We start from the raw sequence: 12,718 nt of genomic DNA, 5'->3' as shown, positions 1-12,718 counted from the left end.
GGGCTTAGTTACTTTTCACGGCGTAATCAGGTTTTTTGTCATTGCCAGGAATGTACGGGCTCCATGGCTGTGCGCGGATCGGTTCCTGGGTCTGCCACACCACCGAGAACTGCCCGTCGGCCTGGATCTCACCGATCATCACCGGCTTGTGCAGGTGGTGGTTGGTCTTGTCCATGGTCAGGGTGAAGCCCGACGGCGCGGCGAAGGTCTGGCCGGCGACGGCTTCACGCACTTTGTCGACGTCGGTGGACTTGGCCTTCTCCGCCGCCTGCGCCCACATATGAATGCCCACGTAGGTGGCTTCCATCGGGTCGTTGGTCACGGCTTTGTCCGCGCCCGGCAGGTTGTGTTTCTTGGCGTAGGCTTTCCAGTCGGCGACGAATTTGGTGTTCACCGGGTTCTCTACCGACTGGAAGTAGTTCCAGGCGGCGAGGTTGCCCACCAGCGGCTTGGTGTCGATGCCGCGCAGTTCTTCTTCGCCCACCGAGAACGCCACCACCGGTACGTCGGTGGCTTTGAGGCCCTGGTTGGCCAGCTCTTTGTAGAACGGCACGTTGGAGTCGCCGTTCACGGTGGAGATCACCGCGGTCTTGCCGCCCGCCGAGAATTTCTTGATGTTGGCGACGATGGTCTGGTAATCGGCGTGGCCGAACGGGGTGTAGACCTCTTCGATGTCTTTATCCGCGACGCCTTTGGAGTGCAGGAACGAACGCAGGATCTTGTTGGTGGTGCGCGGGTACACGTAGTCGGTGCCCAGCAGGAAGAAGCGCTTGGCGCTGCCGCCTTCTTCGCTCATCAGGTATTCCACCGCCGGGATCGCCTGCTGGTTCGGCGCTGCACCGGTATAGAACACGTTCGGCGACATCTCTTCGCCTTCGTATTGCACCGGGTAGAACAGCAGGCCGTTGAGTTCTTCGAACACCGGCAATACCGATTTGCGCGACACCGAGGTCCAGCAGCCGAATACCACGGCGACCTTGTCCTGGGTCAGCAACTGCCGGCTCTTTTCCGCGAACAGCGGCCAGTTCGACGCCGGGTCTACCACCACCGGTTCCAGCATCTTGCCGTTCACACCGCCCTTGGCGTTGATCTCGTCGATGGTCATCAACGCCATGTCTTTGAGCGAGGTTTCGGAGATGGCCATGGTGCCGGACAACGAATGCAGGATGCCGACCTTGATGGTCTCGGCGGCCTGCACGGTCCAGGTCATGCCCATGGCGACAATCGATGCCGATAGGGTGAAAGCCTTGAGCAAACTACGACGCTTCATGGTGCGATCTCCGGGGATTTGATTTTTTAGTGGCAGAGTTGGAAGCTGAAGAGTGCATAGCAAGGCCTGTGCCTAAGGCCCGAAACCTCCACTTAAATCGTCACGCTGGGTGTCGCGGGCAAGCCTGGTGCACCGCTTTGGCTCGCGGTCGCATGGGCGTGCAGGCGGGAGCCCCGAAAGAGGGCATGAATATGCGGTGCCCCGCTGCTGTCCGGGTCTTCCGGGATTCGCGCTTTGCATTCAATACACGGGAGAGCCACTGCATCGATGCGCGCTTTGACATGCTCGCGAAACGCGATGCAGTAATGGCTTCACTGGCGTGTGCGATTGGGTGTTTGTGACAGTACTTTTCGTACAGGGCCTAAATAAGTCATACCTATCTACCGTCTCTGAACGAGCGGTGTACTCCATCTTTGAAGGGGTGCGTCACGGCGATTATTTGCCAGGACGCACGCTTTCTTCGATGAGGTGAAACATGAATGACTTTACGGAACTGCCGCAACAAACCCCTGGACATATACCGGTCCTTCCGGCGCTCAGCCCGTTGTTTATGTCGGCCGACGATGCCGCCCGTTGGGCTTATGAGCGGATCGACTACTCGGTGGCCGACAAGGAATACGGGGGTGCCATTCTTAAACAAGGCAACCGCTACTTCGCCACGACGCCAATCGCTGACCAGCAGTTGACCTTCGATCATCGGATCTTGCTGGCCACGGATGCCGACGACAACTTCATCGCGCCCAACGGCTACAGTTGCGAGGCGCTTTACCATTCTCACCCGCCGAACCTGGAGCAGGTGAAAGCGAGAAACCCCGGGATTAGCGATGATCATGCTTCGATGATGATCAGTTTTTTTTCGCCTGCGGACCTGAGTTTTATCATTGAGCACCGCAGCTCGGTGCGCGCTCATTATTTGTGCGGCCCCGAGGGCTCGCTGCTTAAGTACACAACCTCGGGTTCGGCGGCGGAGGTCCTGCTGAGAAAGCGCCTTCTCGGCGAGGAGCCGTTCCCGGCTTCTGCGGATCGGGAGTCATTGATCTGGATGACCGCCGATGCCGGCGACCTGCGGGTAGTGGTGCCCAACCGCCAATGGGGAGGCGTGCGTGGGCAGATGAAGCGGGGTTGGAGAGTCAATGCCGCCGTGACGCAAGTGACCCAGGAGCAGCCATTTTTCACCCAGGTATTCGCACAGCCTGAATTGGCCGTGATGGCGGCCCTAGCCCTGTCGGCGTCGGCGGCTGGTGAGTATGCCTTCGGCTTTGTACTGAAACACACCCAAAGCGAAAGTTACATCGCGACCTACCCCGAGCTCGCGCCCAGGGCATTGTTCTCGGCCACCGGGCTCTTCCCCGAGCAAGCCTCCGGCAAACTGAAGCTGCCCTCCAACTTTCGGCTCGAAGCCCTCTACTACCGCTCTAAAGCTGCGCCAACGGACATCCCCGAAAACGAGTCCTGGTTGTATGCCACATTCCCGACCCCTGCGGAGCTGGTGGCGGCCATCGTGCAGTCAGAAGCGACCCGGGACATACAGAACAAAAGCCGAGGCTTGCGCCTTTACATCGAAACCTCGGATGACGCACTGCTTGAACTCAAGGTGCCAGCGCCCAGTGATGCCGGCGCGCTGGTCAACACCGGCAACGATGGCGTGCTCGGTGACAATGGCGCCCAGGCCGCGCTGAAGGCCGGCAGCCTCAGCCCGCGTGACTATGTGCGCCGGGTGATTGCCGCGACGTCGGTGTCAGTGGTCCAGGCCGGCTTGCTCTGGCGTGTCGTCGGCCCGCTGGACAACCGTTCGACGGTGTTGAGCGGTTTCTATCCGGCGGTATTGAGCCCGCCCTTTATTTCTGCCCACGACGCAGCGGTGTATGCCCACGAGCAGATCGGCCCAAGGCGCGAGCGAACCTACGGCGGCTATGTACTCAAGGACAAAGAAGGCCGCTTCTTTATCACCCAGCCCCTGGCCAGCGACGCCAACCCGTTTGCCCTTAGGCTGTTTTTTCCGACGGAGCTACCCGGCCCGTTGATCCCACCCGAGGCTTACGCGATTCACGGCCGCTACGGCTCCCACCCGGCGCTGTCGATGGTCGACCCCGGCTGGGTCAATCAGCGCAACTGGACGCGCGAAGACGCCCTCATCAACCTGCAGATTTTTGGCACCGCCCAAATCTACGATGTGATCCAGTCGGGGCGCCCGGCGTATATGTCGGCTGCCGAGGACTGCCTGCTGGCGTACACCCCGAGCGGCTCCACGCATGAGGCATTGGTGTCTGCCGGCGCTGCGCCGCAACCGGCCGGCAGCGTGCTGCAAAAACGGTTGGACAGCGGTCTGTTCAAACCCGCGCTGTGGGTCACCCGGTTGGCTGAGGCGGGTGACTTGCGGGTGATCCAAGGCAATGTGTTATGGGGCCCGCGTTCGCCGATCTACAAAGACTGGACGCCCTCTTTCGAGTACGCGCCCAGAGCCGGCGCTCCCGACTATGTGACCTATGGCGCGCTGTTCGGCACGGCAGACGAAGCCGCCCGCGATCTGCATGCGCGGGTCCATGGGCGCAACCTGCCGGAGCAGGCGTACTTTGCGTTTATCCTCAAGCACCGGGACAAGGCGCTGTACCTGGCCACCGAGGTGGTGGGCGTCAATGAACGGGTCAAGCTGTTCAATCTCAACAGCGTGTTTGCGCCGACAGAAGACAATGACTATCGGTTTCCCGCTGGGTTTTCGCTCTGCGGGCTGTTTCGTTCGCAGCAATGGCAACCGACCGGGCTGTCGCCATCCAGTGCCTGGCTGACCCGCTATTTTGTGATGCCGATGGTGTTGTACGAGGCGCTGTACGAGAGCCAGCGCAGAGGGGTGAAGTACAACGGCGGTAGAAACCTGCCGGTGTACTTTTCTACGCAGGAGGGGGCCCTGTTGAGATTCGTCGCGCTGCCATTTCGCGTGGGCGGCGGCGGGCCGGTGGAAAGTGCCTTTGAACAGGCCGCCAGCGCATTGGCCTCCGGTGAAAAGACGACGCAGACCTTTGTCAGGGAGTGGGCCAACAGCGGCGAGCTCTACGTGGTGCGTACCAGCCAATGCTGGGACCAGCAAGGGCGGGTGTCGCGCACCTGGACGGGTTACGAACACCTGACCCGCCGTCGCGTGGGGCCCGCGTTTGCCAACCCGGACGATGCGGCACGGTATGCCGCGGGCATTGTCGGTGAGGGCCGGCGCCGCACCTATGGCGGCGTCCTGCTCAGGCTGCCCGATGGTGTGTTCGTCGCGACTGATCCGCTGGTGGTGCCGCCCCAGGGCTTTGCGCTGAACTGGATTTATCCCGACCCGGCGATCGCGCAAGGGCTGTACCCGCCGGGAAGTATCATCGTCGCGCGTTACCGCTCGGTGCTCAAGCAAGAGGCACAGATACTGTTTTCGGCCACGCAAAAGGCGGTCTACCAGAGCATGTTGCCCACGAGCGTGCTGTCGAACCTGCTGTTCCGTGAAGTCCACATCAAGCGCGAATATGTGTTTGGCCCCGAGGGGGGCATCCTGCGTTATCAACTGACGGGGTCGGCGGAGGAGGAGGCGCTCAAGCTGACGTTGGCGCCGTTGAACCTGGTCAGGGGGGATGTGGCCGACAATGAAGTCGAACGGCAACTGCGCAGCGGAGCGCTGCTCCCGGTCGACTTCGTCACGCAGGTGGCGAAGGCCGGCGATCTGCGGGTGGTCAACGGCAACCGCCTGTGGGGCCACCCGCGACGGTTGAGCGGGCCGTTCGTGCCGGACTTGGCCGAGGTCGCGGCGCTGGCGATCAAGCAGGTGTTTGCCGATGCGCCGTGCGGTCCGCTCTTTACCCAGGCTTACGACGCCGTGCGTCATGTGCAGCGAGTGTCGTCGCCCCAGGCACAGGTGCAGTTCGGTTATGTACTCAAGGATGCGCGGAAAAACCTGTACATGACGACCTTGCCGTTGGTGCGCGCCGATTACACGCGTTTCGAACAGGTCTTCGTCGATGGCCTGTTGCCCCAGGGGTATACGCTGGATGGCTTGTATCTGTGCGCCTCCACCGTGGCGATTGCGCCGACGAGCGATGACATGGCGCTGAGTTTCTTCTCGCCCCAGGTACTGGCCGGCGCGGTCAATTTTCTCAGCAACCTGGCCGGCAACGGTGCCCTGCCGCTCTACCTGCTGTGCGCCGACGGCGCGCTGCTGAGGTATTCCTTGCGAAAGCACGAGGGGCAAGCGCTGAGCAGCGAGGCCCGAACGCTCGGACCGCAGTTGCTCGAAGGCGCCTCCAGCGTCGCCGACTACGTGCGCGGGCTCGCGACCAAGGGCGACTTGTATGTGCGTGTCAGGAGCACGGTGTGGGGCAAGGAACAAAGCGTCACCGCGCAGTGGCAACCCAAGGCCGCGCCCTGGCCCGCCCAGGACAACCCACACTTCCTGTCCTTTTGCGGGCCGCTGTTCGGTCATGCCGACGACGCTGCGCGCTGGGCCGAAAAACAGCTGGGCGGCTTCAAGGGCCGCGAATACCTCGGCGCCGTGCTGGCGCCGCCAAAGGCGCGGGGGCTCGTGGCGCTTGAGCCGGTGGAGGATCACCGTGCGTGGTTGGTGGACACGATTTCACAGCTGTTCTGGTTCGGTCATCTCGGCTTTGATATCACCCCCGATCATCCGCTGTTCTTCTACACCATCAAAGCGCTCCAGGCGTTTTACAAAGTCATCCCTTTGGGCCTGAATCTATCGGCGCTGGATCAGCGGTTGCTGGACAATTTTGCCGACAAAAATGATCTGCGCCTGTACCTGGACATCATCCGCAGTAACCGTCCGGTCGCCGAGAGTGTCTACCTGGCGTGTCGCGGCGGTGCGCTCCTGAAGTATGTGCCGGGTTTCACGGCGGACGAGACGCGACTGCTGAGTGTCGACTCGTCGCCTTCGCCCAGCGTGCTGGTCAGCGGCTTGCGCGCGGCCGGCACGTTGAGTGTGTTGGAAACCGATACCTTCTGGACGCGACTGGGGGCGCTGGGGGCGGAATGGCAGGTCAAGGACGTACTCGCCGAGCCGGACCCGCAGGCCGTGCTGTACGGCCGGGACAAAGACGAACTCTGACAACGGCGCGGCGCTGACCAAGCCGGCCGCCGTGGATCGCCCGGTCCCCGGCGGCACTTGACCGGCACCCGGGCGTCAAACCCGCGAAGGCTGCGCAAACAGCCGCGACAGCAGCAGGCGATCGAGCGCCCACACGACGATCAACGACGCGCCCACCAACGGGAAGGCGATCGCCAGCCCGAGCATGATCACCATCGCGGTTTTCCACTTCGGCAGGTCATGACGCAACGGCGGCACTCCGAGGCCGCCCACCGGCCGCCGTTTCCACCAGATCACCACGCCGCTGACGGCACTGAGCAGGATCATCAGGCAGATCAGCAGCACGATCAGTTGATTCACCCAGCCGAACATCTTGCCCTCGTGCAACATCACGCCGGTCTCGGTCGCCCGCGCCACGCCGTTGTAGTGTTCCCAGCGCACATCGGCGAGGACCTTGCCGGTGTACTGGTCCACATGCAGGGTGGCGTCATTGCGCGGGTCGTTGGCGAACACCGAGACAGTGAATACGCCCTCGGCGGTGGTGGGCGGGGTGATGCTGTAGCCGGGCTCGACCTTGCGCGAGGTGGCCAGGTCGACCACCTGTTGCAGGCTGATGGTGGGTGCGGCGGCGGCGGCATGCATCGCGCCGTGGTTCATGTGTTCGGCATGGTCGCCGGACACCGGCATCGGTGTGTTTTCCATGGCCCAGGGCACGGTCTGTTGCGTCGCGGTGTTGAGCACGCGCGCCTGTTGATCGGAGGTCGGCACGTTGTTCCACATCGCCGCCGGGAAGCGGTTCCACAGGTCGGCGTATTGCTTGCCCCAGAAGCCGGTCCAGGCCATGCCGCTGAGCAGCATCACCAGCAACAACGCCGCGCCCCAGAAACCGGTGACGACATGCAGGTCGCGCCAGAACACACGGCCACGGGTGTTGAAGCGCGGCCACAGCACCCCGGACGATGACTTGCCGCGTGGCCACCACAAGTACATGCCTGAGATCACCAGCATCACGCCCCAACCGGCAGCGAGCTCGACCAGGCGGTCACCCACGGTGCCGATCATCAACTCGCCGTGCAGGGCGCGGGCGATGGCTTGCAGGTTGTTTTTCGCGTCCTGCGTGCCGAGCACGGTGCCGCGATACGGGTCGACGAACACCGTCATTTCGCGGCCGCTGTCGTGCATGACGAACTGTGCGCTGCTGGTGGCGTCGGCCGGTGGCAGGTATTTGCTGAGCCGGCCCTGGGGGTAGGCGGCCTTGGCGCGTTGCAGTTGCTCGTCGGCGCTCAGTGCGCGTTCGGCGGCGGGGACGGTGAGCAGGTGGCCGTACATCAGCGGGTCGAGCTGGGGCTTGAACAGGTAGATGATGCCGGTCAGGGCCAGCAGCACCATGAAGGGCGCGACAAACAGCCCGGCGTAGAAGTGCCAACGCCAGGCCAGGTTGTAGAAGGAGATTTTTTGTGTGCTCATCAGGGGGGCTCCGCAAGGTTTTGTTTTTTGGGGGCAGTTACACCGCCATCGGGGGCAAGCCCCCTCCCACATTTGAAGTGCATTTCAAGTGTGGGAGGGGGCTGATCCCGATGTTTTAGAAGCTCATGTCGACCTTGGTCCAGAGCGTGCGCCCCGGCTCCTTGATGGCCTGCGGATCGTTGGCCGGGTAGCCGAACCCGGCGTTGCCGGCCAGGTTCAAATGCTCGGCGTAGGCTTTGCCGAACAGGTTGTCGACGCCGGTGCTGACCTTGAAGTTTTTATTGATGCGGTACGCCGCGTTCAGCGAGAACACGCCAAAGCCGCCGCTCTTGTCGTAGTCCTTGCCGACCACGTTGCCTTTGTTCTGGTCGATGCGGTTTTGCGCGGCGACCACTCGCCACAGGGCGCCGGCGCTCCAGTCGTCCTCGCTGTAGGTCAGGCCCAGGCGCGCATCCAGCGGCGGCATTTGCGGCAGGGGCTTGCCGTCGCTGCTGTTCTTGCCCCAGGCGTAGGCGAGGGTGGCGTCGGCCTTCCAGTTTTGGGTCAGCTTGTACGCCGCGCCCAGTTCGCCGCCCATGATCCGTGCGTCGACGTTGCGCGCCTGGGACGTGGTGCCCATCATTCCGGTCCGGTAGTCGAACAGGATGAAGTCGCGCACCTGGCCGACGTAACCCGAGGCCCAGGCTTCGAGGTCGGCGGTCTTGTATTGCGCGCCGAAGTCGAGCTGGGTGGTTTTTTCCGGTTTCACGCCATCGAACGCGTTGACCGAACCGGCCGCGCCGGTGTTGGGGGAAAACAGTTCCCAGTAGTCCGGGAAGCGTTCGGCGTGGCCCAGCCCGGCGTAGAGCGTGGTCGGGGTGTCTGCCAGGTCGTGCTCGTAGCGCATGAAGCCCGAGGGCAGGGTGTCGGCGCGGGTGTCGTCGGCGGTCGGGTTGGCGCGTGCCGACATGCCTGAGCCGATGGTCTGGCGGAAGTCCCGGGCCGAGGCGCGGTCCAGGCGCGCGCCGGTGATCAGGCGGTCGCGGTCGGCGGCGTACCAGGTCAGCTCGCCGAATACGCCGTAGTTGTGGAAGTTGGCGTCCTTGTTGCGCGGCAAATCCTTGTAGGTGTCGACGCCCATGCTGCTGCGCTGGCGGTGTTCGTTGGTCTGCGCATCCAGACCGCCGATCAGTTGCAGGTCGGCCCAGCGCCAGGTCGCCTTGATCCGCGCGCCGAGGGTGCGGCGGTCGACGTTGGAGGCCATGGGGCCTGCCATCATCCCGGTGCCCGACGGGACGCGCAGGCTGTAGTTGTCCATGACGTGGTCGGCGTAGTTGTAGTAGACCTGGGCCTCGACCTTGTCCAGCACCTCGCCGATATTGGATTTTTCGAAGCGCAGCCCGAGGCTTTCGCGCAGGAACTGCGAGCCGTCCATGCCGCGCCCGGCGTAGCGCGCCTCGCCATCGCCGCGGCCGGCGGTGAGTTCGAGCAGGGTGTCGGCGTCGGGGGTGAAACCGACCGCGACGTCACCGTTCCACTTGTCGTAGCGCGAGGCGACGGTGTCGTTGTTGCCGTCCTTGTAGTCGTCGGCGTGTGCCTGGTTGCCGATCACCCGCACGTAACCCAGGGGCCCGCCGGCAGCGGCGTCGATGACTTTGTCGAAGCGCCCGTTGGAGCCGGCCAGCACGCTGGCGTTGAGCCGCGTGCCCAGTTCGCCGAAATGCTCGGGCTCGCGCTCGAACAGGATGGTGCCGGCCGACGCGCCCGGGCCCCAGAGCACGGTTTGCGGGCCTTTGATCACGGTGAGTGTGTCGTAGGTTTCCGGGGAAATGTACGAAGTGGGCGCGTCCATCCGGCCCGGGCAGGCGCCGAGCATCATGCTGCCGTTGGTGAGGATGTTCAGGCGCGAGCCGAACATGCCGCGCAGCACCGGGTCGCCGTTGGTGCCGCCGTTGCGCACCAGGGCGAAGCCGGGGATGGTCTTGAGATAGTCGCCGCCGTCGCTGGCGGGCACTGGCTGGCGCGGGTCTTTCGGGTTGGTGACCACGGTCAGCGGCGAGCTGGGGGCGATCGCGGTGATCACGGTGGGGCTCAGTTCGTGCTCGGCGTGCTCATCGGTATCGGCATGGGCCTGTGGCATCAAGAGCGCGCCGCACAGAACGGCGAACACGGGAGTGCTTCCCAAACGGGTGTCAGCAGAAAACCTGGACATGAAAAATTCCATCTATCAATCGTAAACAACACGGCCAGCAGCCTGCGGCTGTCTGTCTAACGTCGGCCGGGGTGAAGTAACGGTGTCAAGTGCTTACGCGGCGATGGGTGGGGCACGGCTGCGCGCGCCGGGGAAAATGCTCTGCCGGGCATGGCCCAGGCGCGGTGAGGGGGTGAGGGCGTTGGCCGGCGATGGGGCGCCGAGGGTGAGGTAGGACACGCTGCCGGGCAGTGCCGGGCAACTGAAGAGCAGGCTGCAATAGCCGCACTTTTCCCAGAGGACGTGGTGTTCGTCGGGGGCTTGTTTTTGAGGTGGACGGTGTTGCGGTTCGCCGTGGCACTCGGGCATGTCCATGGACATGCTCATGCTCATGGACATACCGGCGTGCTGATTCATCGGCATCGCTTGGGAAATCAGCGGACCGATAAAGATCATCAGCATGGCGAACAGGCTGATCCAACTGCCGCGCTTAAGGCTCACGGGCCTGCGGCGCGGCGCGGACAACCTGGCGCGAGGGGCGCCCATCGAGTGTTGGCCTACTCGCCGTGTTTATGCTCGTGGGGCGCCATCGGCGGGACTTTCTGCACGGACACTTGCACCTCGACGTCCCCGGCTTTTTCGAAGGTCAGGGTCAGTGGGAAGTGCTTGCCGTCGGCCAGTACGCTGCGGTCTTTGAGGCCCAGCAACATCACGTGATAGGCCATGGGCGCGAAGGTCAAGTCACCCTTGGCCGGCACGGCAACGCTGGGCACTTGTTGCATCTTCATCAATGCGCCTTGCATCACATGCTCATGCAGTTCGGCTTTGTCCGCCACTGGCGTCTTGGCGCTGAGCAGGCGGTCCGGGGTTTCGCCGGTATTGTGAACCACAAAGTAGGCCGCGACGGTCGGCGCGTTGGGGGGCAATTCCTGGGACCAGGGATCGCTGACCAGCAGGTCGCCGGCCTTGAAGTCGTCGGCATTGGCAGCACTGAACACCGGCAGCAGCAATGCGGCCAGAAGCAGGGAAGATTTGAGCATGGCAGTTCTCCAGAACGGTTCTAAACGCAGTTCACTTGCGAAGACCATCAGACCGTTGGAGAGGCGCGCGGGTTAAGGCTCGGCCATTGCTGGCGCGGCGTCGGGGACTGCAATGACGGTGGCGGCAGGCTCTGCGCCGCCTCGAACCGCGTGACATACAACTGCGGCACATGCCCCGGCAACGCCACCAACGGCGCCGAGCCCGAGCAACACCAGCAATGCTGCATGGCGGAATGATCGTCCTGCGCCGGTGCCGGAATGTCCAACTTGCCCAGGGCAACGGTTTTCAGGCTGGCGCCATTGGACGAACAGAAACTGCCCCACAACAGTTGCTGCGCGGGGTCCTTGGACTGCTGCATCGCCCCGGCCAGCGGCATGGCAAAGGCGTTGAACAGCACTGCAAAGCAGGCGATCCAGACGATTGCAAAGCGTTGACGGGCCATGGCGGACAATCCGTAGGGTTAAACGATCAGGCGGGTATTTAGCCTGATCGGGGGGGATAAGTAAAAAGTGGCGGTGTGGTTTGGTGTCGCAGTGTGTCAGACCGCGGTGGCGTGAAGCTTGAGACCCAGTGCTCTCATGACCTTCATGATAGTCGCGAACTCGGGATTGTCAGTGCTGGAGAGGGCTTTGTACAAACTTTCTCGCCCCAGGCCGGCGTCGCGAGCGACTTGGGTCATGCCTTGGGCGCGAGCGATATCGTTCAGCGCTGTGCGAATCAACAGACCGTCGCCAGCATCTTCTTCAAAGCAAGCATCCAGATAGGCGGCCATCTCAAAAGGAGTCTTGAGATATTTTGCGGCATCGAAACGGGTAAAGGATTCGCTCATAAGTCACTCCTTGCGGCCAAGATTTTTTGCCATGTGTATTGCACGCTGGATGTCTCGGCTTTGTGTTGATTTGTCGCCGCCCATCAGCAGCAGATAAACCACCTTGTCTCCGGTCAATCACGGCCCATGTCAACCAAAGTGAACGCTAAACCACATACGGATTTATCTGGTAAATACTGCGCAGCCACCCTCGCGTTCGAGTGAAACTCCAAACTGAGACGATAGGAATCCCATCCTCCTGTAGTCCCAATCGGCAGCGGTAACTTCACTGGCCCTTTGGACTCGTGCGGTTTCCCAAGTGTGTTATGGATACTCTCTTGGTTCATCGATAGGCCGAATGGTGCGGGTAGCTCACCCGCGTACTTGGGCTCTCCCTCCGCCAGTGCAATCAGGCAAAAAACGACTCGCTCTAACCGCATGGTTTCAGCCCAAAACCAAAGCTCAATGCCTGGTTCCGGCTTATGGATGAAATGGGTATTTTGGCTATCTGCAAATAAAGGTTTTATCGACCCTACGAGAAGTAAGCCCGCGGCAATAAAATCGTTGTAAGTGCTGCCCAAGCCTCTTACCAAACGATTGATTTTTACTGCGTCCATTCTAGTACCACCCCTGATTTTCGTTGACCTTATGCATTTGAGTACGCGCCATCTCAAGATCAGACTCGGCGAAGCCGTGATCCAGAAGGTATGGCTTGATAGCATCGAAATTGCTGTCTACTGCATGACGAAGATCGCCAGCATCTAACGCCTGTTTTTCCTCCGTGTTTCGCCAGCCGTAGGTCTCACTAAACTTCTGGTGGATGTGTAGTGGTCTAATGAAACCGGACACCCATTTAGGCGAGAATGCTCGCCAGAACGAGGTGTCAGATGACCAAACAAC

The 12,718-nt window shown here is 62.1% G+C and carries 9 protein-coding genes and 2 pseudogenes; 1 reads left to right on the top strand and 10 read right to left on the bottom strand.

Annotated features, from left to right (window positions below; genetic code table 11):
• Positions 1-4: 4 nt before the first annotated feature.
• Positions 5-1,270 carry an urea ABC transporter substrate-binding protein gene (urtA, locus tag AC07W0_RS28035; protein ID WP_102618696.1) on the bottom strand — a complete coding sequence of 422 codons (1,266 nt, stop codon included), beginning with the start codon at positions 1,268-1,270 and terminating at the stop codon, positions 5-7.
• Between the two features lie 475 nt (positions 1,271-1,745).
• On the opposite strand from urtA, the gene AC07W0_RS28030 reads away from it, so the two are divergent.
• Positions 1,746-6,353, top strand: coding sequence for a DUF4329 domain-containing protein (locus AC07W0_RS28030; RefSeq protein WP_102618697.1), 4,608 nt, complete (start codon positions 1,746-1,748; stop codon positions 6,351-6,353).
• A 75-nt stretch (positions 6,354-6,428) separates the two neighbouring features.
• Here AC07W0_RS28030 and AC07W0_RS28025 read toward each other — a convergent pair whose 3' ends face one another.
• The 9 genes and pseudogenes from AC07W0_RS28025 to AC07W0_RS27985 all read right to left on the bottom strand — a co-directional run.
• Positions 6,429-7,799, bottom strand: a complete 1,371-nt coding sequence (locus tag AC07W0_RS28025) for a PepSY-associated TM helix domain-containing protein (protein ID WP_102618698.1) — start codon at positions 7,797-7,799, stop codon at positions 6,429-6,431.
• Positions 7,800-7,914: 115 nt separating this feature from the next.
• Positions 7,915-9,990: a TonB-dependent copper receptor gene (locus AC07W0_RS28020; protein WP_026140374.1), complete on the bottom strand. Its 2,076-nt coding sequence runs from the start codon at positions 9,988-9,990 to the stop codon at positions 7,915-7,917.
• A 93-nt stretch (positions 9,991-10,083) separates the two neighbouring features.
• Complete coding sequence (locus AC07W0_RS28015) at positions 10,084-10,515, bottom strand: DUF2946 domain-containing protein (RefSeq protein WP_102618699.1); 432 nt, start codon at positions 10,513-10,515, stop codon at positions 10,084-10,086.
• An 11-nt stretch (positions 10,516-10,526) separates the two neighbouring features.
• Positions 10,527-11,009, bottom strand: a complete 483-nt coding sequence (locus AC07W0_RS28010) for a copper chaperone PCu(A)C (RefSeq protein ID WP_046384861.1) — start codon at positions 11,007-11,009, stop codon at positions 10,527-10,529.
• A gap of 47 nt (positions 11,010-11,056) precedes the next feature.
• Positions 11,057-11,452 (bottom strand): DUF2946 domain-containing protein, encoded by a 396-nt coding sequence (locus AC07W0_RS28005; protein WP_046485671.1) that lies wholly within the window; start codon positions 11,450-11,452, stop codon positions 11,057-11,059.
• 96 nt (positions 11,453-11,548) lie between these two features.
• On the bottom strand, positions 11,549-11,839 hold the full coding sequence (locus AC07W0_RS28000; protein WP_102618700.1) for an addiction module antidote protein: 291 nt from the start codon (positions 11,837-11,839) through the stop codon (positions 11,549-11,551).
• 3 nt (positions 11,840-11,842) lie between these two features.
• Positions 11,843-11,947: pseudogene (locus AC07W0_RS27995) on the bottom strand (type II toxin-antitoxin system RelE/ParE family toxin); the annotation flags it as partial.
• Between the two features lie 5 nt (positions 11,948-11,952).
• Entirely contained in the window at positions 11,953-12,435 is a 483-nt protein-coding gene (locus AC07W0_RS27990; protein WP_017849686.1) for a DUF6392 family protein, read from the bottom strand.
• 1 nt (position 12,436) lies between these two features.
• Positions 12,437-12,718: pseudogene (locus AC07W0_RS27985) on the bottom strand (hypothetical protein); the annotation flags it as partial.

The sequence above is a fragment of the Pseudomonas sp. GW704-F2 genome (genome assembly GCF_059423025.1).
This window is presented reverse-complemented; position numbering and strand designations above follow the sequence as displayed.